This window comes from Anoxybacillus sp. FSL W8-0104 (assembly GCF_038004465.1).
Lineage (GTDB): Bacteria > Bacillota > Bacilli > Bacillales > Anoxybacillaceae > Anoxybacillus > Anoxybacillus flavithermus_G.
The window spans coordinates 1,597,526-1,618,788 of the sequence record NZ_JBBOQU010000001.1 but is presented as its reverse complement, the minus strand read 5'-3'; the positions used below and the strand labels follow the sequence as shown (position 1 = coordinate 1,618,788).

23 protein-coding genes are annotated in these 21,263 nt (G+C 43.4%); 22 read left to right on the top strand and 1 reads right to left on the bottom strand.

Going from position 1 to position 21,263, the window contains the following annotated elements; translation table 11 throughout:
* The first annotated feature begins 5 nt into the window (after positions 1 to 5).
* The 15 genes from mtrB (at position 6) to trpA (ending at position 12,856) form a co-directional block, all read left to right on the top strand.
* Positions 6 to 233, top strand: coding sequence for a trp RNA-binding attenuation protein MtrB (gene mtrB / locus NST18_RS08520; RefSeq protein ID WP_004889838.1), 228 nt, complete (start codon positions 6 to 8; stop codon positions 231 to 233).
* A gap of 60 nt (positions 234 to 293) precedes the next feature.
* Entirely contained in the window at positions 294 to 944 is a 651-nt protein-coding gene (locus tag NST18_RS08515; protein WP_004889840.1) for a heptaprenyl diphosphate synthase component 1, read from the top strand.
* Between the two features lie 24 nt (positions 945 to 968).
* Positions 969 to 1,682 (top strand): demethylmenaquinone methyltransferase, encoded by a 714-nt coding sequence (locus NST18_RS08510; protein WP_004889842.1) that lies wholly within the window; start codon positions 969 to 971, stop codon positions 1,680 to 1,682.
* 11 nt (positions 1,683 to 1,693) lie between these two features.
* Complete coding sequence (gene hepT, locus NST18_RS08505) at positions 1,694 to 2,656, top strand: heptaprenyl diphosphate synthase component II (protein ID WP_004889843.1); 963 nt, start codon at positions 1,694 to 1,696, stop codon at positions 2,654 to 2,656.
* A 108-nt stretch (positions 2,657 to 2,764) separates the two neighbouring features.
* Complete coding sequence (gene ndk / locus NST18_RS08500; RefSeq protein ID WP_004889845.1) at positions 2,765 to 3,211, top strand: nucleoside-diphosphate kinase; 447 nt, start codon at positions 2,765 to 2,767, stop codon at positions 3,209 to 3,211.
* Positions 3,212 to 3,308: 97 nt separating this feature from the next.
* On the top strand, positions 3,309 to 4,079 hold the full coding sequence (locus tag NST18_RS08495; protein WP_340721357.1) for a CheR family methyltransferase: 771 nt from the start codon (positions 3,309 to 3,311) through the stop codon (positions 4,077 to 4,079).
* 108 nt (positions 4,080 to 4,187) lie between these two features.
* A complete protein-coding gene (gene aroC, locus NST18_RS08490; protein ID WP_340721356.1) occupies positions 4,188 to 5,357 on the top strand; it encodes a chorismate synthase in 1,170 nt (389 codons plus the stop codon).
* On the top strand, positions 5,357 to 6,493 hold the full coding sequence (gene aroB, locus NST18_RS08485; RefSeq protein WP_004889853.1) for a 3-dehydroquinate synthase: 1,137 nt from the start codon (positions 5,357 to 5,359) through the stop codon (positions 6,491 to 6,493). The genes aroC and aroB overlap by 1 nt, the downstream gene beginning before the upstream one ends.
* Complete coding sequence (aroH, locus tag NST18_RS08480) at positions 6,456 to 6,836, top strand: chorismate mutase (protein ID WP_004889854.1); 381 nt, start codon at positions 6,456 to 6,458, stop codon at positions 6,834 to 6,836. Before aroB ends, aroH begins: the two co-directional genes overlap by 38 nt.
* Before the next feature lie 168 nt (positions 6,837 to 7,004).
* Positions 7,005 to 8,510, top strand: a complete 1,506-nt coding sequence (gene trpE / locus NST18_RS08475) for an anthranilate synthase component I (RefSeq protein ID WP_004889855.1) — start codon at positions 7,005 to 7,007, stop codon at positions 8,508 to 8,510.
* The gene (gene trpD, locus NST18_RS08470; protein WP_004889858.1) at positions 8,503 to 9,513 is read left to right on the top strand and encodes an anthranilate phosphoribosyltransferase; all 1,011 of its coding nucleotides are present in this window, start codon (positions 8,503 to 8,505) and stop codon (positions 9,511 to 9,513) included. Before trpE ends, trpD begins: the two co-directional genes overlap by 8 nt.
* Entirely contained in the window at positions 9,506 to 10,267 is a 762-nt protein-coding gene (gene trpC, locus NST18_RS08465) for an indole-3-glycerol phosphate synthase TrpC (RefSeq protein ID WP_004889861.1), read from the top strand. Before trpD ends, trpC begins: the two co-directional genes overlap by 8 nt.
* The gene (locus NST18_RS08460) at positions 10,264 to 10,899 is read left to right on the top strand and encodes a phosphoribosylanthranilate isomerase (RefSeq protein ID WP_004889863.1); all 636 of its coding nucleotides are present in this window, start codon (positions 10,264 to 10,266) and stop codon (positions 10,897 to 10,899) included. Before trpC ends, NST18_RS08460 begins: the two co-directional genes overlap by 4 nt.
* Positions 10,893 to 12,089: a tryptophan synthase subunit beta gene (trpB, locus tag NST18_RS08455; RefSeq protein ID WP_004889865.1), complete on the top strand. Its 1,197-nt coding sequence runs from the start codon at positions 10,893 to 10,895 to the stop codon at positions 12,087 to 12,089. Before NST18_RS08460 ends, trpB begins: the two co-directional genes overlap by 7 nt.
* Positions 12,086 to 12,856 carry a tryptophan synthase subunit alpha gene (trpA, locus tag NST18_RS08450; RefSeq protein WP_340721355.1) on the top strand — a complete coding sequence of 257 codons (771 nt, stop codon included), beginning with the start codon at positions 12,086 to 12,088 and terminating at the stop codon, positions 12,854 to 12,856. The genes trpB and trpA overlap by 4 nt, the downstream gene beginning before the upstream one ends.
* A 222-nt stretch (positions 12,857 to 13,078) precedes the next feature.
* On the opposite strand, the gene NST18_RS08445 is transcribed toward trpA, so the two are convergent.
* A complete protein-coding gene (locus NST18_RS08445; RefSeq protein ID WP_064214575.1) occupies positions 13,079 to 14,518 on the bottom strand; it encodes a DDE-type integrase/transposase/recombinase in 1,440 nt (479 codons plus the stop codon).
* A 164-nt stretch (positions 14,519 to 14,682) separates the two neighbouring features.
* Here NST18_RS08445 and hisC point away from each other — a divergent pair, with 164 nt between their 5' ends.
* The 7 genes from hisC (at position 14,683) to NST18_RS08410 (ending at position 21,263) form a co-directional block, all read left to right on the top strand.
* The gene (gene hisC / locus NST18_RS08440) at positions 14,683 to 15,798 is read left to right on the top strand and encodes a histidinol-phosphate transaminase (RefSeq protein WP_004889873.1); all 1,116 of its coding nucleotides are present in this window, start codon (positions 14,683 to 14,685) and stop codon (positions 15,796 to 15,798) included.
* A complete protein-coding gene (locus NST18_RS08435; protein WP_004889876.1) occupies positions 15,780 to 16,883 on the top strand; it encodes a prephenate dehydrogenase in 1,104 nt (367 codons plus the stop codon). Before hisC ends, NST18_RS08435 begins: the two co-directional genes overlap by 19 nt.
* A 14-nt stretch (positions 16,884 to 16,897) precedes the next feature.
* A complete protein-coding gene (aroA, locus tag NST18_RS08430; RefSeq protein ID WP_004889877.1) occupies positions 16,898 to 18,184 on the top strand; it encodes a 3-phosphoshikimate 1-carboxyvinyltransferase in 1,287 nt (428 codons plus the stop codon).
* An 89-nt stretch (positions 18,185 to 18,273) separates the two neighbouring features.
* Positions 18,274 to 19,527 (top strand): tetratricopeptide repeat protein, encoded by a 1,254-nt coding sequence (locus NST18_RS08425; protein ID WP_004889881.1) that lies wholly within the window; start codon positions 18,274 to 18,276, stop codon positions 19,525 to 19,527.
* 32 nt (positions 19,528 to 19,559) lie between these two features.
* Positions 19,560 to 20,084: a ReoY family proteolytic degradation factor gene (locus NST18_RS08420; protein ID WP_004889884.1), complete on the top strand. Its 525-nt coding sequence runs from the start codon at positions 19,560 to 19,562 to the stop codon at positions 20,082 to 20,084.
* Positions 20,085 to 20,189: 105 nt separating this feature from the next.
* On the top strand, positions 20,190 to 20,624 hold the full coding sequence (locus NST18_RS08415; RefSeq protein ID WP_004889887.1) for a YpiF family protein: 435 nt from the start codon (positions 20,190 to 20,192) through the stop codon (positions 20,622 to 20,624).
* Between the two features lie 129 nt (positions 20,625 to 20,753).
* Entirely contained in the window at positions 20,754 to 21,263 is a 510-nt protein-coding gene (locus NST18_RS08410; protein WP_004889888.1) for a ubiquinol-cytochrome c reductase iron-sulfur subunit, read from the top strand.

Here is a 21,263-nt window from a genome sequence, read left to right as displayed (position 1 = left end):
ATTGTATGATGCAAGGTGATTATGTGGTGATTAAAGCGTTAGAAGACGGAGTGAATGTCATCGGGCTAACGCGTGGCTCAGATACGCGCTTTCATCATTCTGAAAAGCTTGATCAAGGGGAAGTGCTTATTGCTCAATTTACAGAGCATACATCAGCGATTAAAGTGCGCGGAAAAGCACTTATTCAAACGCAACATGGCGAAATCCAATCTGATGCGAAAAATCATCGTTAACGTGAAGAAGGTTTATGATATAATAAAGTTTGAGTTTTTGGGAAGCAAGGGTGATGAGTCATGGATATGCAACAGCAAATCGAACAAGTACGAACGCGCATTCAACGGGCAATCGCCCATTCGTATGTAGATCGCTATATACAACCACGCATGATCGATGAGGATCGCATATCGTTTGCTCTTTCTATGTTACGTTCGGCTCGAGTGGAAGAAAACATCGCACTCGATTATGTGTTTGCTATGATGTTAATTCAACTCGCCCTTGACACCCATGATGAAGTAGATGAGCAACAAATTTCACAACAAAAGCAGTTGACTGTACTTGCGGGAGATTTATATAGCGGATTGTACTACGACTTTTTAGCGCGACGACATGACATTTCACTCATTCGTCGTTTTGCCGAAGCGATTAAAGAGATCAATATAAAAAAAATTCACTTGCAGCAATTGTCGTCAAATGATCTTGAGCGTTTTCATTGCATCGCTGTCATTGAATCTGCATTGCTTCGGCAGCTTGCAGAACACGTGCATGCCCATGAGTGGGGGGAAGTAGCGTATTACTTATTTGCGCTAAAACGTGTTTATCGCGAGAAAACGGAGTCAGAAACCTCGATCAATTACATCGATCACTGCAAGCGAAAATTACAAGATCTTCTCCCGTTTCATGTACATGAAGAAATAAAAGAGCAATTCTCTCATCTCCTCGTTTGATTTCAGTTGAAAGAAGGGGATTTTATGCAACAATCGAAGGAAGAACGTGTGCATCGCGTGTTCGAAAAAATTTCTGATCATTACGATCGGATGAATTCTGTTATTAGCTTTAAACGTCATGTCGCATGGCGGAAAGATACGATGAAACGAATGAACGTACAAAAAGGAACGAAAGCGCTCGATGTATGTTGTGGAACGGCAGATTGGACGATCGCGTTAGCCGAAGCCGTTGGACCTAACGGTGAAGTGTATGGACTCGATTTTAGTCGTAATATGCTAAAGGTTGGGGAGGAAAAAGTAAAAGAACGCGGTTTTCAGCACGTGACACTCGTACATGGCAATGCGATGAGCTTGCCGTTTCCTGATAACACGTTCGATTATGTCACAATCGGTTTCGGATTGCGAAACGTACCTGATTATATGACAGTATTAAAAGAAATGTATCGCGTCGCAAAACCAGGCGGAAAAGTTGTTTGTTTAGAAACATCACAACCGACGCTTATCGGTTTTCGACAGCTGTACTATGCGTATTTTCGTTATATCATGCCTTTTTTCGGGAAAATTTTTGCGAAAAGTTACGAAGAATACTCGTGGTTGCAAGAGTCAGCACGTGAATTTCCAGGAATGGACGAGCTAGCGGATATGTTTCGGCAGGCTGGTTTTGTAAACGTACAAGTGAAACCGTATACGTTTGGAGTGGCAGCGATGCATCTCGGACATAAACCTGATGGATGTTAAGGTGAATCATAATGAAACTAAAAGCGATGTATTCGTTTTTGAACGGGGATTTAAACAAAATTGAAGAACAATTAAAACTGACCGTGCAAACGTCTGATCCGCTCGTTAATGAAGCATCGTTACATTTGCTTGAGGCGGGCGGAAAGCGCATTCGACCGGTGTTTGTTTTGCTCGGTGGACAATTTGGTACATATCATTTTGAGAAAATGAAGCGAGTGGCTGTCGCGCTCGAGCTTATTCATATGGCATCTCTTGTCCATGACGATGTGATTGACGGGGCGATGTTACGACGCGGAAAAGAGACGATTCAAGCGAAATGGGGCGATCGGTTCGCGATGTATGTTGGCGACTATTTGTTCGCTCGGGCGCTTGAGCAAATGTGCGAAATTGATGATCCAGTTGCCCACCGCATTTTAGCTAACACCATTGTGGAAGTATGTCGAGGGGAAATTGAGCAAATTAGTGATAAATATCGATTCGATCAAAATTTACGTCGCTATTTGCAACGAATTAAAAGAAAAACGGCGTTGCTCATTGCGGCAAGTTGCCAACTTGGCGCGGTCGTAGCAGGAGCGCCAGAAGCTGTGCATAAAACATTGTATTGGTTTGGTTATTACGTCGGTATGTCGTTTCAAATTACAGACGACATTCTTGATTTCATTGGAACGGAAAAACAACTCGGCAAACCGGCAGGAAGCGACTTATCACAAGGGCATGTGACGCTCCCTGTTTTATATGCAATGAAAGAGCGGACGGTAAAAGAACAAATTATGAAAGTAAACGAACATACGACAAATCGTGAAATGGCGGATGTCATTGATGGGATTAAGCGAACAAATGCGATTGAAAAATCGTATGAGCTTGGGGATCGCTATTTGCAAAAAGCACTCGATACGTTACAAAAACTGCCACGCAACCGTGCTTGGACCGCGCTTTATAACATTGCAAAGTATATTGGTAAGCGAAAATATTAAAAAATTAAATCGTTTTCATGGCGAATATTGCTAATTTGCGTACGAAATGATATAATTGCAAGGGAGTTTAGTTCCAATACATAACGTATCAGGGGTGGAGAATTCGTCATGGAAAGAACATTTCTAATGGTCAAACCAGATGGGGTACAACGCGGTGTTATCGGTGACATCGTTGCTCGTTTTGAGCGCAAAGGTTTTCAGCTTGTTGGTGCAAAGTTGATGCAAGTATCGCGTGAACTTGCTGAACAACATTATGCGGAGCATAAAGAGCGTCCGTTTTTCGGTGAGCTCGTTGAATTTATTACGTCCGGTCCAGTATTTGCGATGGTATGGGAAGGCGAAAATGTTATCGCAACAGCTCGTCAAATGATGGGGAAAACGAACCCGCAAGAAGCGTTGCCCGGCACAATTCGCGGTGATTTCGGCTTAACAGTCGGAAAAAATATTATTCACGGCTCTGACTCGAAAGAGAGCGCGGCGCGCGAAATTCAACTATTTTTCAAAGAGGAAGAACTCGTTTCCTACAGCAAGCTAATGAACGAGTGGGTATATTAAAAAAGGTAGGCACATGCCTATCTTTATTTTTTATTTCTGTTTTTTCACATTTTCGTTATACTGTATGTATGAAAGAAAAGGAAGAGGAGTTTTTTGTATGAGTGATTATCAACAATTTATTGCAAACGTGAAACGAAAGACAGGCATCGATTTAGCGCTATACAAAGAAGCGCAAATGAAACGGCGATTAACTTCTCTCTATGAAAAGAAAGGATTTAAAAATTTTGATGAATTTTTTCGGGCGATGAATCATGACCAAGCGTTGTATCATGAGTTTTTAGACCGCATGACGATTAACGTATCTGAATTTTTCCGCAATGCAAAACGATGGGAAGTGTTGGAGAAAAAAATTATTCCGAAACTTCTTGAAAAAAACAAACGGTTAAAAGTATGGAGCGCTGCTTGCTCAACTGGAGAAGAACCGTATACATTGGCCATCATTTTATCTAAGTTTATGCCATTATCGCAAGTATCTGTATTAGCTACTGACATTGATGATAACGCTATGGCTCGTGCGAAGCTTGGTATTTATATGGAGCGTTCCCTTCAAGAAGTGCCAGAGGACGTGAAGAAAAAATTTTTTGTCAAAGAAGGATCCCACTATAAAATTATCGATGACATTAAACGAACAGTAACGTTTAAAAAACATAATTTGCTTTCCGATCCATTCAATACGAATTTTGACTTAATCGTTTGCCGAAACGTACTTATTTACTTTACGGAAGAAGCAAAACATGAATTGTACTTAAAGTTTAATCGCGCTCTTCGCCCTGGAGGAATTTTTTTCGTCGGTAGCACGGAACAAATTTTTAATCCAACGGTATACGGTTTTGAAGTAGAAGATACGTTTTTTTATCGAAAAATGTAGTTGCGGCCGAATTCGGTCGTTTTCTGTGCAATTAAGGGGTTACGTCTGCGGGAAAAATGTGCTATATTCATACATAATCGCTTTAAAGAGATGAAGGGAGAGAGAGAATTGCGGTACTTAACAGCTGGTGAATCACATGGTCCACAATTAACAACCATTATTGAAGGCGTCCCTGCAGGATTGACGCTTTTAGCGGAGCATATTAACGAAGATTTGGCGCGCCGACAAAAAGGATATGGTCGCGGGCGACGCATGCAAATTGAAAAAGACGAAGTAAAAATTTTAAGCGGTGTCCGTCATGGAAAAACGCTCGGTTCTCCGATTACACTCGTTGTTGAAAATCGCGATTGGAAACATTGGACGAACATTATGGGTATCGAACCGCCTACTGATGATACAGAAGAAGTGAAACGAAAAGTAACACGTCCGCGTCCGGGACATGCGGACTTAAATGGAGCGATAAAGTATGGTCATCGTGATATGCGCAATGTGTTAGAGCGCTCTTCTGCACGTGAGACAACGGTGCGGGTGGCAGCAGGAGCGGTAGCGAAGCGCATTTTAGCAGAATTAGGTATTCGTATCGCCAGTCATGTCGTTGAAATTGGTGGGGTAAAGGCGGAACATACCGCATATACATCGCTTGAGGAATTACAACAAGTGACAGAACAATCTCCTGTTCGCTGTTTTGATGCAGAAGCGGAAAAAAAGATGATGGCGGCCATTGATGAAGCGAAAGAAAAAGGCGATTCGATTGGTGGAATTGTCGAAGTCATTGTTGAAGGTGTTCCAGTTGGTGTCGGGAGCTATGTGCATTATGATCGGAAGCTAGATGCAAAAATTGCTGCGGCGATCGTGAGCATTAACGCATTTAAAGGCGTTGAGTTCGGTATCGGATTTGAAGCGGCACGTCGCTTTGGAAGCGAAGTGCACGACGAAATTATATGGAGCGAAGAAACGGGATATACGCGCAAAACGAACCGACTTGGCGGATTTGAAGGCGGGATGACGACGGGTATGCCGATCGTTGTACGCGGAGTGATGAAGCCGATTCCAACGTTATATAAGCCGCTTATGAGTGTCGATATAGAAACAAAAGAACCGTTTGCGGCAAGCATCGAACGCTCTGATAGTTGCGCAGTTCCAGCAGCAAGCGTCGTGGCCGAAGCCGTTGTAGCATGGGAAATTGCGAATGCTATTGTCGAACAATTTGGACAAGATCGCATCGATTTGATCATCGAAAATGTCGAAGCGATGCGCCGGTACGCAAAGGAGTTTTAATGATGAAACGCATTCACATCGCTACGCCGTCGAAACGATATGAAGTCGTTATTGGAAATGAACTATTACCTATGCTTGATCGCATGATTGACCGCGTCTGTCCAAATGTGACAGCAGTACTCATTATTACAGATGAAACGGTTGCTTCGCTTTATTTAGCTGATGTGCAGCATGTTCTTCGTCAAACATATGACCGTGTATACACGCATATTATTCCGAGTGGAGAAGAAGCGAAGTCATTTGAACAATTTTATGCATGCCATACGGCAGCGTTAACAAATCATCTCGATCGTCATTCGTTAATTGTTGCGCTCGGGGGAGGGGTCGTCGGAGATTTAGCCGGTTTTGTTGCAGCGACATATATGCGCGGCATTCGTTTCATTCAAGTACCGACAACGCTACTTGCGCACGATAGTGCTGTTGGAGGAAAAACGGCTATCAATCATCCGCTTGGAAAAAATATGATCGGAGCTTTTTACCAGCCTGAACTCGTTTTTTACGATATTTCCTTACTTCATACGCTTCCTGAACGAGAAATGAGGTCAGGTTTCGCAGAAATTATGAAACACTCCTTAATTTATGATCGCGCTTTTTTCGGCTGGTTACAAGCGAACGTGCAACAGCTAGATGATTTACGTGGCGATCGTTTGCAATATGCGATTCAAAGAGGGATTGAAATTAAAGCAGCTATTGTCGCCAAAGATGAAAAAGAGCAAGGGGTTCGCGCTTATTTAAACTTTGGTCATACGCTCGGTCATGCTTTAGAAAGTGAACTCGGCTATGGGGTAATGACGCATGGAGATGCGGTTGCCCTCGGCATGTTATTTGCTATTTTTGTGAGCGAGCGTTTTTACAATCAACCGCTTTTTTATTCGTCATTTCGGACGTTATTCCATCGTTACGGTTTTCCGACATCCCTTCCGTCACACGTATCGCCTGAACGTTTGCTCGACAAAATGAAAAAAGATAAAAAAGCGAAAGATCAAACGGTGCGTATGGTGCTAATGAAAGAGATCGGAACCGTATGTGTTGAACAAATAAGCGATGAACAACTATTGCGATGGTTATACGCGTTTGCCGAAGAAGGGAGAGGAAAGTGTGATTCGAGCGATTCGCGGGGCAACGACGGTAAATGATAACGATGAACGAGAAATTATAGACGAGACGAAGCGATTGCTGACAGAAATGATTCGTCAAAACGATGTACATGCAGAAGATGTTGTATCCATTCTTATTTCGATGACAGATGATTTAAACGCCACGTTTCCAGCTAAGGCATTGCGTCATTTCGATGGTTGGACGTATGTTCCTGTTATGTGTATGCGAGAAATTAACGTTCCTCATGCATTGCCGAAATGTATTCGCGTCATGATGACTGTACATACGAAGCGCTCACAGCAAGATATTCACCACATATATTTACGTGATGCCGTCCAGCTTCGGCCAGATCTACAGTTGACAAAAAAGTCAGACATATAATATGATGATTTATAAGCTAGTTGAGTAGAGTAAGAGTTGAGTAGAGAATGAGTGAGAGCGGAGCAGAGGATCATTAGGATACGTACGCCTAAAGACTGCCCGTCTTTAGGCTTTTTGTTTCCCTCTTCGTTTCCCCTCATGTTCATTCTCCAAGAAAGGAGAACGATCATGGATATAGCTACATTTTTACAAACAGCTTCCCAGTTTCGAACGATTCCGATTGTACGCCGTTTTTTTGCAGATACGCTTCAACCGATTCAACTATTGATGGCGTTACGTGATGAGGCAGCGTTTTTGCTTGAAAGCAAAGACGATATGTCCCCTTGGTCGCGCTATTCATTCATCGGCATTCGCCCGTTTGTATCGATTGAAAGCGATGACGGCAAACAATTTTTTGTGAAAGAACATCAACAAGTGCTCGCGTGTACAGCAACAATACAAGAAGCATTTGCAATGATGCAACATCATTTAAACGTTCAACTGTTATCATTAGACGTCCCATTTCGTGGAGGAGCTGTCGGTTATATTAGCTACGATTTTATTTCTTCCATTGAGAAAGTCCCATATCATGCGTATAACGATTTGCAAATGAAAATGGTCCATTTTGTCGTTTGTGAATCACTTTTCGCCTTCGATCATGTAAAAAAAGAGCTATTACTCATTCATTACGTTCGTTTAACAGAAATGGATGATGAAGCAAAACAAGCCGAAAAATACGAGGCTGCTTGTCGAAAAATAGATGAGTTGGCACGCAAAATCGTTCACGGTTATGATGAGCAAGCGCACATGATGGTTGATCCGAATATACCGGTTTCGTTTGAGCGTGTGTATTCAAATATGGACAAACAAATGTTTTATAAAGCGGTTCAAAACATTCAAACGTACATTGCAAGTGGAGACATTTTTCAAGCCGTTTTGTCGCAACGATTTGCGATCGAAACGCCCATTGATGGAATCGAGCTATATCGCTTGTTGCGTCTATTAAATCCATCGCCATATTTATTTTATTTAAAACTTAGTGAAGAACTTATTGTTGGCAGTTCCCCAGAAAAACTGATCCAAGTACGAAACAGAGAGCTTGAAATTGATCCAATTGCAGGGACGCGGCGTCGCGGTAAAAATGAGCACGAAGATGCGGCGCTTATGAACGAGTTACTTCATGACCCAAAAGAGCGAGCGGAACATTACATGCTTGTCGACTTAGCTCGCAACGACATCGGTCGCGTTGCCAAATATGGAACGGTGCGCACCCCACAATTGATGCAAATCGGGAAGTTTTCGCACGTTATGCATTTAATTTCAAAAGTAACGGGAACGCTTCGCGATGACGTTCACCCGCTTGACGCGCTCCTTGCGGCTTTTCCTGCCGGGACGGTGAGCGGAGCACCAAAAATTCGGGCGATGCAAATTATTCAAGAGTTAGAGCCGACCGCCCGCAACGTATATGCGGGAACGATTGCATATATCGGCTTCGATGGCAACATTGATTCGTGCATAGCAATTCGCACAGCAGTATTAAAAAATAAAGTGGCATATGTGCAGGCTGGTGCTGGAGTTGTTGCCGATTCATCGCCTGCACTGGAGTGGAAAGAAACGAGAAATAAGGCGAGCGCCTTAATTCATGCCATTCAGCTTGCAGAACGCGTATTTAAAGGAGGGGAACAACATGTTTGAACGATTTTTGCATAAATGTGCCGCCCAACAAACGTTAACGGAACAAGAAGCGTATGAGGCGATGCATGCGATGATGAGCGGGGAAGTGGACGAAAAACAAGTAGCTGCTTTTTTAGTTTTGTTGCGTTTTCGCGGTGAAACGGTCGATGAGCTTGTTGGTTTTATTCGGGCGATGCGTGAACGAATGCGAACGGTTTCGTTCGACGAACCGGTCATTGATACGTGTGGAACAGGTGGAGACGGAAAAGGGACGTTCAATATTTCGACAGCGGTGGCCTTGCTTGTCGCATCGCTCGATATCCCTGTTGCGAAGCATGGCAATCGTGCCGTCTCATCGACAAGCGGAAGTGCCAATGTGATCGAGCATTTCCTTATTCCGATGCCAAAGACAGAAGAAGAAGCAAAGCAAGCATTGCGTACACATCGGCTCGTTTTTTTATTCGCTCCCTTTTATCACGAGGCGATGAAACATGTTGCACCTGTTCGCCAAAGCTTAAAAATGCGCACAGTATTTAATTTGCTCGGTCCGCTTGTCAACCCAGCTCTCCCAAAAAGGCAAATTATTGGCGTACCTAATGAAAAAGATGCACGAAACATGGCGGAAGCACTACAACAAATCGGAACAGAACATACGGTGTTTGTCACAAGCAGTGATGGGTTAGATGAATGTAGCATCGCCGCAGAAACGCAATTGATTGAACTAAAAGACGGTCATATGACTCAACACATCATCACACCAGAAGACGTAGGATTACCGCGCGGCTGTTTATCTGACATATGCGTTCGTAGCGTGAGCGAGAGCGCCAACCTTATTGAACGTGTATTTGCTCAACGTGCAAATGAAAGTGCGACAAATATCGTTTTACTAAATGCCGGCGTTGCTTTATACGTTGCTGGTGCGGCAACCGATATAATCGATGGAGTAAATATGGCGAAACAGGCGATTGAAACAGGGCGTGCATATGCGTATTTGCAACGATTGCGAGGTGTGATGTATGCTTGAGGCAATTTTGCAAACAAAGAGAGAAGAAGTGGCATCGTTACAATTGCCTGAAATGTACGAACAACTTCCACGCCGTTCGTTTTACGATGCTTTAGCAAAACCGCATCGTGTTTTAGGACTGATTGCAGAGGTGAAAAAAGCATCACCATCGAAAGGAATCATTCGACAACATGTGAATGTTGTTGATATTGCCCGCTCATACGAACAGGCAGGTGCGGATGCCGTATCTGTTTTAACAGATGAACGATATTTCGCTGGCCATCGTTCGTATGTGACGCAAGTGAAACGACACGTGCAAATCCCAATTTTACGTAAAGACTTTATTATTGATCGCAAACAACTTATCGAAAGTGTGCGTATTGGGGCAGATGCGATTTTACTCATTGGTGAAGCGCTTGATCCGAGTTTTTTGCATGAACTATATGAAGAAGCGCACGAAATGGGATTGCAATGTTTAGTAGAAGTGCACGCTCCAAAAACAGTTGAAGCGATTTTAAAACGTTTCACACCGAAAGTGATTGGTATTAACAATCGTGATTTAACGACGTTTCACACATCGCTTCATGTCACAAAACAAATTGTTCCGCTTTTGCCGAATTGCATCATTGTTAGCGAAAGTGGCATTCACACATATGATGACGTACAAACTGTTCGCCAAGCAGGTGCTCACGCGATGCTCGTCGGTGAAGCGCTTATGCGCAAACGAGATGTTGGTGTGGCCGTTTATGAATTATTTGGGGAGCGGTATGTATGACCGTTTTAAAATATTGCGGTAATCGCTCATTTCATGACGTACAGCTTGTTGCACACAGCAAGGCGGATTATATCGGGTTCGTTTTTGCTGAAAGTAAACGGAAGGTCGAACCGAAAGATGTGAAACAATGGTTATCTTTCGTTGAACTTGGTGCAAAACAAATCGTTGGCGTCTTTGTCCACCCAACGATTTGCTCTGTCGCTTCTGTTCTGGAACACGTTCCTTTATCGGTTATTCAATGTCACGGCATGGAGACGGTTCAGACGGTGAAACAATTAAAAGAATCGTTTCACATCCCCGTTTGGAAAGCGATTCATCATGCCCCAGAGGCGTGGACATATATGCGCGCTTGGAAAGGAATCGCGGACGGCTTTGTTATTGATAGCGGTCGGAAAGGAGCGTGGGGCGGAACAGGCATCTCGTTTGATTGGAGCGTTGTTCCGTATTACATGGAAGAAGCGACTCGCCAAGGTGTTCCATGCTTCATTGCTGGAGGCATTACGCCGAACAATGTTGAGCAATTGTTAGTCTATAAACCGTTTGGTATAGACATTAGTAGCGGAATTGAAGAAAACGAGCAAAAAAATGAACAAAAAATAAAACAAATTGAACAGAAGGTGAAAATATGTTGACATTGCCAAATGAACGTGGTCGCTTTGGCATGTTTGGTGGAAAGTTTGTTCCAGAAACATTAATGCGTCCGTTAGCTGATATAGAGCGCCAATTGCATGAAGCATTGACCGATCCTTCGTTCCATGCGGAATATATGCATCATTTGTATGAATATTCAGGTCGTCCGACCGCCTTAACATTTGCAAAAAACTTGACAGAACGATTAGGCGGGGCGAAAATGTACTTTAAACGTGAAGACTTAAACCATACAGGTGCCCATAAAATAAACAACGCGATCGGGCAAGCGTTGTTAGCAAAACGAATGGGAAAACGAAAAATTATCGCTGAAACAGGTGCAGGACAGCACGGCGTAGCCGCAGCGACCGTCGCCGCTCGTTTTGGGATGGAATGCAAAGTATTTATGGGCGAAGAAGATGTGAAACGGCAATCATTAAACGTATTTCGTATGAGACTGCTTGGTGCACAAGTCATTCCAGTAACAAGCGGCAATCGTACATTAAAAGATGCGACAAATGAAGCGATTCGTTATTGGGTCGAGCATTGTGACGATCATTTTTACATGATTGGTTCCGTCGTTGGCCCGCACCCATATCCAATGATGGTGCGTGAATTTCAACGTATTATCGGCGAAGAAGCGCGCGAACAAATGTTAAAAGCAGAAGGAAAACTGCCGAACACAATCATTGCTTGTGTTGGCGGTGGAAGTAATGCGATCGGAATGTTCCATCCATTTTTAGAGGATGATGTTGAATGTATTGGCGTTGAGGCAGCCGGAAAAGGTGTGCATACGACGGAGCATGCCGCAACGATAACAAAAGGAACAAAAGGTGTCATTCATGGTTCCCTCACATACGTATTGCAAGACGAACATGGGCAAATTACTGAACCGTATTCCATTTCAGCGGGATTGGATTATCCAGGCGTTGGACCAGAGCATGCATATTTGGCACAAATTGGTCGCGTTCGTTATGAAAGTGTAACGGACGAGGAAGCGATTGCAGCACTTCAAATGACTGCAGAAACAGAGGGAATCATTCCAGCAATCGAATCTGCGCATGCGCTCGCCAAAGCGTTTCAAATCGCCCCCCTTCGTTCAAAACATGAAACGATTCTCGTTTGTTTATCGGGAAGAGGCGATAAAGATGTACAAACGGTGATGAACTATTTGGAAGGGGATGAACGGAAATGAAACATTTTATTCCATTTATCGTGGCGGGCGATCCATCTGAAGACGTGACGATCGATTTAGCTATTGCTCTTGAACAGGCAGGTGCAACGATATTAGAACTCGGTGTACCGTACTCCGATCCGCTTGCAGATGGGCCGATTATTCAACGGGCAGCGAGTCGAGCTCTAAAAAATGGAATGACCTTAACAAGAGCGCTTGAACTCATCGGGCGAATGAGAAAAAAAGGTGTAAAAATTCCGATTATTGTCTTTACGTATTACAATCCTGTGTTACAATTAGGAGAAGAACGCTTTTTTGCTTTAGCGCAACAAAATGGTGCGAGCGGCGTGCTTATTCCAGATTTACCGTTTGAAGAAAGCGAGCATATGAGAACATTAGGCGACACATATGACATTCCTTATATTTCACTTGTCGCTCCAACGTCTCATGAGCGCATCGCGATGATTGCATCGCAAGCCCAATCGTTTTTATATTGCGTGTCATCGTTAGGTGTAACGGGCATTCGGGATTCATTGCCAGCGGAATTGCACGAATTTTTGCAACAAGTAAAATCATATAGCCGTGTTCCTATCGTCGTTGGATTTGGTATTTCTACGGCTGAACAAGTAGAGCGACTTCAACATATATGTGATGGTGTCGTTATCGGTAGCGCTATTGTGCAAAAAATTGAACAGCTTCAAGACGAATTAAACGACGTGCATGCACGCGAACATGCGCTCATCGCTTTTTCCCAATATGTCGCTTCGCTCATTGAACCATTGAGGTAGCGTCAAAAAATCTATGAAAAGTCATCATGGTCTACCTGTTGAAGGAAAATAAAGAGGATAGTGGAATTGGATTCGCCCTTGACCAACACTCGCCAAAGGAGAAAAACGGTCAGTAAGGGCAAGGGCAGAAAAGAAGGGCATAGGAAAGCAGCCCTTGCCCTATCCTGATTTTACCTTTGGCGAGGTTCGGATGGTCAAGGGTACGCTCCGCCGAATCCGTCCTTAGGATGCAGCTTGTTGGGTCAACATCTCTTGAGCCATGACAATGAGCCTTGCCCAACGTGCCGGCATATGCGGAAGGCTCTCTAATGCTGGGATGACGACCGGTACCCGTTTTTCTAACGCGCTATGCGGACGCAAGAAGTTGAAATACGCCACAAAGAGTGTGACAAAGGAAACCGAGCCTTCTTCTGCGCCAAACCCATGAGTCGGTCGGTAGTTGCCTTTAAACGTTCGGTTGAATCGTTCAATGATCTGTTTAAGTGGTCGATATTCCTCGGACACAGGATCCTCGTTTGTCAGCCCGATGACTTGACGGACATCGAAAGAAATCCCTTGTTGGGCGAAAAAGTGCTGCGCCAACAAGTAGATCGGGTTGCCATCGACGACAAAAGACAAATCTTCAGGAATGGACGGCAGTTTCTTGAGAACATCATCGATCGCACGGATGGCAGAGAGTGTATCCCGATGTGGAGAGACCCGGTAAGACAGCACGACCTTTTTCACGGCATCAAACATAAAAAACAAGTAATGCCAGCACCCTTTGACGCGGATATACGTCTCGTCGCCGCAAAAAGAACCAGACAGTTCGTAAGGAAAGTGATCGATGAAAGGTTTGACGATCAGCGCAACACTGTTGGCATAGTTGATGACGGTCTGATGAGAAATCGACAACCCATGAATGTCTTTCATGATCCTCGCTGTTTTCCGCGCGGAGAGCCCATAGTTGACGTGATACGTCAAGATGAGTCCGAGTGTATGCGAAGACACGGAAAGACGCGACAAATCCACCTTCGACTGTATCGGTGACGACGGTGCCAACGGCTGAAAATCAAAGAGAAACTCACGGAAAATGTATCGAACTTTAAAGGCATACGGCGCATGTTGAAACTGTTCTTTTTCCTGAGGTGTCATCTGTCGCAAGTTTGCTTGGTAAAACGAGCAATCATCATTCTTACATTTGTGGATGTAATAATCGTTGCGCTCTTTGATTTTCTCGAGTGCCTTTAAACAATGTGGGCACCGAAAAATCACTTGTTTGGCAAAACGGCTACGATGGTTGAAACGGCAACGACACACTTTGCATTGATACTGCCCTTTACCCCCGTTGTTGGCGTACACATAATTAGATGGCGCTTGGCACTGTGGACACGTCAATGCATCAGGCACCGTGGTTTTCGTGTTCGCGTGCCTCTTGATCGGCTTCAACGGTTTTCCGTGTTGTTGTTCGTATTCGACAAGAAGATGACGATAGTCTAAACGCGGAAGCGTTTCGATGACAGGCAGTTCATCGACTTGGAGTTTCTGATACGATTGATTCACCGGTTCTTCGTCATCCCAGTCTGTGAGGGACTTTCCAAAAAGTACACCTAGTAAATAAATAATGATTTGATATTGGGTCTTGATTATTTGAAGACATTTGATTAATAATTGAGGTAACAAGCTTGTCACTCCTTTGTTTGGATTGGGTGTGTGGTTACCTCAATCGTACCAAAAACAGCAGGGGTGGCAAGCTTTTTTTGTCGAAAACCGCATAAAATCAATAAAAACTTAGGGTATGTCTTTAAAACTTTTGACAATACCACCATTGAAAAGGGTGAGGAAAAATGAAAGTGAAACAACAACTGAAACAACTAAAACCGTATCAACCGGGCAAGCCGATTGAAGAAGTGAAACGTGAATACGGGTTAGAAACGGTCATTAAGCTAGCGTCAAATGAAAATCCGTACGGTTGTTCACCGCTTGTTCAACAAGCGATTATTGCTGAGCTTGACCATTTAGCGTTATATCCCGACGGATATAGCCGAACGTTGCGCGAGGCGCTCGCAGCGCACATTGGTATTAGTGAAAAACAACTTATTTTCGGAAATGGTTCCGATGAAGTCGTTCAAATCATTTGTCGGGCATTTTTACAAAAAGGAACGAACACGGTAATGGCTACGCCGACGTTTCCACAATATCGTCATAATGCAATCATCGAAGGGGCAGAAGTGAGAGAGGTTCCACTTCAAGATGGACATCATCATTTAGACGCAATGCTTGAAGCGATCGATGATAATACGCGCGTCGTTTGGATTTGCAGTCCAAACAACCCGACAGGGACGTATGTGAATGACGCATCTTTACGCGCTTTTTTAAACAAAGTGCCACAACATGTGCTCGTTGTTGTCGATGAGGCGTATTATGAGTACGTGCAAGCGGAAGATTATCCGAATACGGTTTCTTTGCTTCAACAATATGAAAATATGATGATTTTACGCACGTTTTCTAAAGCGTACGGGTTAGCCGCACTTCGTATCGGATATGGCATTGCACATGAACATCTTCTGCAAGCGATTGAACCAGCGCGTGAACCGTTCAATACGTCTCGTCTTGCTCAAGCCGCTGCGTTCGCTGCATTAAAAGACCAAACATTTATTCAACAATGTGCACAAAAAAATAAACAAGGTTTAGAGCAATTTTACTCATTTTGTGAGGAGCATAGTTTGCGCTATTACAAGTCGGAAGGGAATTTTATTTTAATTGATTTCGGCTTTAGTGGTGACGAAGTATTTACGTATTTGCTTCAGCGCGGGATCATCGTTCGTTCAGGATGCGCCCTCGGCTTTCCGACAGCTGTGCGCATTACAGTCGGATCGACGGAACAAAATGAAACGGTTATTCGTGCGTTAACAAACATGTTGAAAGAAAGAAGTGAGCATCTTTGCGAGGAAACATTTTAATTGCCGGTCTCGGCTTAATTGGTGGTTCGATTGCGCTTGCGATCAAGCGAGCGCATGAGGACGCGACAGTGATTGGATATGACGTATCGAACGAATCGCTACGTTTAGCTCGTTCGCTTGGCGTCATTGATGAAGCGGTCCCTTCGTTTGCTCACGCTGCGCGTGAAGCAGATGTCATCGTGCTTGCTGTACCTGTCGTTCAAACAGAGCAATTGCTTCGAGAATTAGCTCATCTTCCGTTACGATCGCACGTCATTATAACCGATGTTGGAAGTACAAAAGAACGCATTGTCGAGCAAGCGTTGCCGTTATTAGAAAAAGGAGTGGCGTTTATCGGCGGACATCCGATGGCTGGCTCGCATAAAAGCGGTGTGGCGGCTGCGCGTGCCCATTTATTTGAAAATGCTTTTTACATTTTAACACCAACAGAACATGTGAAAGAAGAAGATGTCATACGACTAAAACAATGGCTTAAAGGAACGAAAGCGCATTTTGTTACATTAACGCCGAGGGAGCACGACCGCATCGCCGGTGTTATTAGCCACTTTCCGCATATCATTGCTGCAAGCCTCGTTCATCAGGCACAACAATATGAGCGAGAAGATGAACTTGTAAGCCGATTAGCCGCGGGTGGCTTTCGTGATATTACGCGCATCGCTTCAAGCAATCCAGAAATGTGGCGCGATATTTTTATACATAATAAAGAGGAATTGTTGCAACTGTTTGATCGTTGGATCGAGGAAATGAAAAAAATTCGTACGTATGTTGCTGATGGGGATAGTGAGCGCATTTATCACTATTTTCATGAAGCAAAACAGTTTCGTGACGGGTTGCCTGTTCGAACGAAAGGAGCGATCCCTTCCTTTTACGATTTATACGTCGATGTGCCAGACTACCCGGGGGTTATTTCAGAAATTACAGGTTATTTAGCAAAAGAGCGCATTAGCATTACAAATATTCGCATTATCGAAACGCGTGAAGATATTTACGGTGTGCTTCGTTTAAGTTTTCAAACAGAAGATGACCGTCAACGAGCGAAACGTTGCATTGAAGCGAATACGAATTATGAAACGTACGTTGTGTAAAAGAGGGTGGAATAATGGAGTTAAAAACAAATATCCACGCATTACGAGGAGAAATTGCTGTTCCGGGAGATAAATCGATTTCTCATCGCGCAGTGATGTTTGGTGCATTAGCGAACGGAACGACGCGAATAACAAATTTTTTAACAGGTGAAGACTGTTTAAGTACAATTGATTGTTTTCGCAAAATGGGTGTGACTATTACGCAAAACGGCAATGAAGTGATTGTAGAAGGCAAAGGGATTGAAGGTTTAAAAGAACCGACACATATATTAAACGTCGGGAATTCGGGGACGACTACCCGTTTATTGTTAGGTATTTTAGCCGCTTGCCCGTTTCATGCTTGTTTAATCGGGGATGATTCGATCGCAAAACGGCCAATGGATCGCGTGACAAAACCGCTTAAACAAATGGGGGCGCACATTGACGGGAGAGAGGAAGGACGCTACACGCCGTTAGCGATTCGAGGCGGACAACTCCAGCCAATCACATATCATTCCCCTGTTGCAAGTGCGCAAGTCAAATCAGCCATTTTGCTTGCTGGTTTGCATGCGGAAGGGACAACAACGGTTATTGAACCACATCAATCGCGCGATCATACCGAGCGTATGTTGCGGGCATTCGGTGCAGACGTGCGCGTTGATGGATTAAGTGTTTCTGTTACAGGGAGACAAACGCTTCAGGCGATTGATATAGAAGTGCCGGGCGATATTTCTTCTGCTGCTTTCTTTTTAGTCGCTGGTGCGATCGTCCCGAACAGCGAAATTACGTTAAAACATGTCGGAATCAATCCGACGCGTACAGGTATTATTGATGTGTTGATTGAAATGGGGGCGGATATTTCTATCGAACATGTTCGCAACGAAGACAGCGAACCAGTAGCTGACATAACAGTGCGCACTTCGACGCTGAAAGCAACGCATATCGGTGGCGATATCATCCCACGATTAATTGATGAAATTCCGATTATTGCTCTTTTAGCGACGCAAGCCGAAGGGACAACAATCATTACAGACGCAAGCGAATTGAAAGTCAAAGAGACGGACCGCATCGCAACAGTTGTGTCCGAATTGCGGAAGCTTGGCGCCGATATCGAAGCGACAGAAGACGGAATGATTATTCATGGAAAAACACCGCTTTATGCAGAAAATACGGTTGTCGATAGCTACGGTGATCATCGCATCGGCATGATGTTAGCGATCGCAGCGTGCATCACAAAAGGAAGCGTCACCCTTCAGCATCCCGAAGCAATTGCAGTATCATATCCGACGTTTTTTGATCATCTTCGCATGTTACAAAGCTGATTCCATGACGGATCAGCTTCTTTTTTTGCATGCTTATTTGTTCGATGGTATGATAAAGCGTGACGATACGAATGATGAGGGTGAGATTGATGGGAAAATTAGATCAAATCGTGCAACTCGTTGAACAAGGAGATGTGGAGCGCGCATTAGCGCTTGCGGAACAAATAAAACAAAACGGAAGCGATGAAGAGCGATATACGTTAGCTGACCAACTATTTTCGTGGGGATTGTTAGAAGAAGCGGAATCGCTCATTCATATGTTGCTTACACGTTATCCAGACGAACGTGAACTACAACTCTTTTTAGCAGAAATATATACAGAGATGGATAAAGAAGAAGAAGCGCTTGAATTGTTGATGGATATAGAAGAAGATGACCCATATTATGTGCGCGCATGTTTGTTAATGGCCGACCTTTATCAAATGCAAGGATTAGAAGAAGTAAGTGAACAAAAACTATTAAAAGCGTATGAAAAAATGCCGAACGAACCGCTTGTTCAATTTGCGTTAGCGGAGTTATATTTTACGAACGGTCAATATGAAAAAAGTTTGCTATATTATGAACAAATCATCACGAAAACGAAAACGATTGCAGGTACTGTCATCGCCCAGCGCATAGCGGAAGCGTACAGCTTGCTTGGTGAATTTGAACAAGCGCTATCTTATTATGAACAAGCGCTAAGTGAACGCTTCGATGCCCATACGTTATTTCAATACGGATTTACTGCGTATCAAGCAGAAGCATATAAAACAGCTATTGCAAAATTAAGCGAGTTAAAGGCGCTCGATCGTGAGTATGTACCTCTTTATTTATTTTTAGCAAAATCGTATGAACAAGAAGGAGATATACAACAAAGTTACGAAATAGCAAAAGAAGGATTAACGATTGATGAATGGAATAAACAATTGCTCGTCTATGCAGGAAAGATTGCATTAAAGCTCGGAAAACGAGAGGAAGCGCTAACGTACATTGAAAAAGCACTTGACATTGATCCAGGTTATTTAGAAGCGTTGTTTATACAGACGAGTTTACTATTTCATGAGGAGCGGTACGAAGACGTTGTACATGTCATTCAACAAGCGATCGAACAAGGCGAATACGATCCACAATTTGAGTGGGAGCTTGCGAAGGCGAAGCAAAAGCTTGAAATGTATGATCAGGCATTAAATCATTATGAAGAGGCATATACTTTTTTTAAAGATGATCCAAACTTTTTATATGATTTTGGCTATTTTTTATTTGAGGAGGGAAGAAGAGAGAAAGCAAAAGATATATTTGAACAACTATTGCGTATCGATCCGACAAACGAAGAGGTTGCCCATATGATGTTGCAGTTTGAATGAAGCTGTCATTCGGATGCAAGGGGGGGAAGGGAATGGTTTCCGTTCGGGAGAAGAAAGAGTTTGTTCGTTGGTTTTTAAACAATTATCAATTAAAACGTCGTGAATGTGTGTGGATTTTAAACTACTTACTTAGTCATGATACGCTTATGGAAAAAGTGCACTTTGTTGAACATGCAGAATATTGTCCGCGCGGCATGATGATGTCAACACATTGTGTCGACGATGTGCCATTTCGATTTTATAAGCAAAACGTCGTTACGACAGATGCAGAAAAATCGTTTCACGACATTCGTTTAAATCGTGATGAAGATATTTACATTCAGCTGAATTTTCGCGGTGCTTTCCATTCGCCACAATATGTGGCGGTACTCGAAGAAAATCCATATATGCCAAAAAGAACGAACAAGCAAGATGAACAACTCGTTGAAACAATCGTTCATCAATCGATTCAACATTTTCAACGCCAAAAAATTATGCGGTTAATTGATGAGGCGCTAGATCAGCAAGATGAACAAAAATTTCGCGAGCTGACCGAACAATTAAAAGCGTTGCGTTAACCCCGTGGTTTCGCAACGCTTTTTACGATGTATATATTTGTCACAAAATGTTCAAAAAAATACATATAAGTTTCGTGTAAGATGGAAACATAAGGAGTGATTTGAATGAAATGGACAGCAAAAGATGTAGATATGTATGAACAAACAAAGGAGTACGTGGACACTGCACTTATTCCGTGCATACCGATAGGGAGCACAAATATGAAAGCGTTTGCTGAAATGAGCGAGCATGTATCGCTTATTGCAAATGAAGTGGAACGGCAATTTAAAGGGAGGGTGATGCTATTTCCGCCGTTAACATACTTCGTACAAGAGCAAATACAAGCGCGTGTGCAAGAATGGACAAACATGTTGAAACAAGCAGGATTTCAACACGTATGTTTCATCACTTCCCATGCGGATATCGCAGATGAAACGTTTGTTTATGTGCCAGCGCTTCCACTTGAACATGCAGATGACACATATAAGCAAAAAGTCGTGCGCCAACAAGTCGAGCAAGTGATGGATGCGTTAGTGGCAAAATGGACGTTAAAAAATTAGATAGCGTTTACACTATCATTATATTGACCTTGATGGAAACATGATATATCATTAGGTTGTCCTAGTTTTATATATGTGTTATAACAATTCGTCCGGATGGACTTAACTTCGTATAGAGGGGGGAAAACGATGAGCGAGAAAAAGCATCGCGTGTCAAGACGGCAATTTTTAAACTACACGTTAACAGGTGTAGGCGGATTTATGGCAGCGGGCATTTTATCACCGATGGTGCGCTTCGCCTTAGATCCGATTTTAAAAGAAGAAGCTGGGCAAGATATGGTTGCTGTAGCCCAAGTGAAGGACATTACGACAGAGCCACAGCGCTTTGACTTTAAAGTAAAAGTAAAAGATGCGTGGTACGAGTCGGAAGAGCCAAGATCAGCTTGGGTGTTTAAAGATGAAAATGGGGATATTGTTGCGCTATCACCAATCTGTAAACATCTTGGCTGTACGGTGAACTGGAACGGCGACAAAAACAATCCAAACCGTTTCTTCTGTCCTTGTCACTATGGGTTATACGAAAAGGACGGAACGAACGTACCAAATACGCCGCCACCGGCTCCATTAGACCGTTATGAGTATGAAGTAAAAGATGGCACGTTGTATTTAGGTAAAGCGAAACCACGAGGGGAGGCGTAA

What these genes read in the sequence shown, in the direction of transcription:
- mtrB (WP_004889838.1), top strand. Translation starts at nt 6, where the DNA reads ATGATGCAAGGTGATTATGTGGTGATTAAAGCGTTAGAAGACGGAGTG.
- NST18_RS08515 (WP_004889840.1), top strand. Translation starts at nt 294, where the DNA reads ATGGATATGCAACAGCAAATCGAACAAGTACGAACGCGCATTCAACGG.
- NST18_RS08510 (WP_004889842.1), top strand. Translation starts at nt 969, where the DNA reads ATGCAACAATCGAAGGAAGAACGTGTGCATCGCGTGTTCGAAAAAATT.
- hepT (WP_004889843.1), top strand. Translation starts at nt 1,694, where the DNA reads ATGAAACTAAAAGCGATGTATTCGTTTTTGAACGGGGATTTAAACAAA.
- ndk (WP_004889845.1), top strand. Translation starts at nt 2,765, where the DNA reads ATGGAAAGAACATTTCTAATGGTCAAACCAGATGGGGTACAACGCGGT.
- NST18_RS08495 (WP_340721357.1), top strand. Translation starts at nt 3,309, where the DNA reads ATGAGTGATTATCAACAATTTATTGCAAACGTGAAACGAAAGACAGGC.
- aroB (WP_004889853.1), top strand. Translation starts at nt 5,357, where the DNA reads ATGATGAAACGCATTCACATCGCTACGCCGTCGAAACGATATGAAGTC.
- trpE (WP_004889855.1), top strand. Translation starts at nt 7,005, where the DNA reads ATGGATATAGCTACATTTTTACAAACAGCTTCCCAGTTTCGAACGATT.
- trpD (WP_004889858.1), top strand. Translation starts at nt 8,503, where the DNA reads ATGTTTGAACGATTTTTGCATAAATGTGCCGCCCAACAAACGTTAACG.
- trpC (WP_004889861.1), top strand. Translation starts at nt 9,506, where the DNA reads ATGCTTGAGGCAATTTTGCAAACAAAGAGAGAAGAAGTGGCATCGTTA.
- NST18_RS08460 (WP_004889863.1), top strand. Translation starts at nt 10,264, where the DNA reads ATGACCGTTTTAAAATATTGCGGTAATCGCTCATTTCATGACGTACAG.
- trpB (WP_004889865.1), top strand. Translation starts at nt 10,893, where the DNA reads ATGTTGACATTGCCAAATGAACGTGGTCGCTTTGGCATGTTTGGTGGA.
- trpA (WP_340721355.1), top strand. Translation starts at nt 12,086, where the DNA reads ATGAAACATTTTATTCCATTTATCGTGGCGGGCGATCCATCTGAAGAC.
- hisC (WP_004889873.1), top strand. Translation starts at nt 14,683, where the DNA reads ATGAAAGTGAAACAACAACTGAAACAACTAAAACCGTATCAACCGGGC.
- aroA (WP_004889877.1), top strand. Translation starts at nt 16,898, where the DNA reads ATGGAGTTAAAAACAAATATCCACGCATTACGAGGAGAAATTGCTGTT.
- NST18_RS08425 (WP_004889881.1), top strand. Translation starts at nt 18,274, where the DNA reads ATGGGAAAATTAGATCAAATCGTGCAACTCGTTGAACAAGGAGATGTG.
- NST18_RS08420 (WP_004889884.1), top strand. Translation starts at nt 19,560, where the DNA reads ATGGTTTCCGTTCGGGAGAAGAAAGAGTTTGTTCGTTGGTTTTTAAAC.
- NST18_RS08415 (WP_004889887.1), top strand. Translation starts at nt 20,190, where the DNA reads ATGAAATGGACAGCAAAAGATGTAGATATGTATGAACAAACAAAGGAG.
- NST18_RS08410 (WP_004889888.1), top strand. Translation starts at nt 20,754, where the DNA reads ATGAGCGAGAAAAAGCATCGCGTGTCAAGACGGCAATTTTTAAACTAC.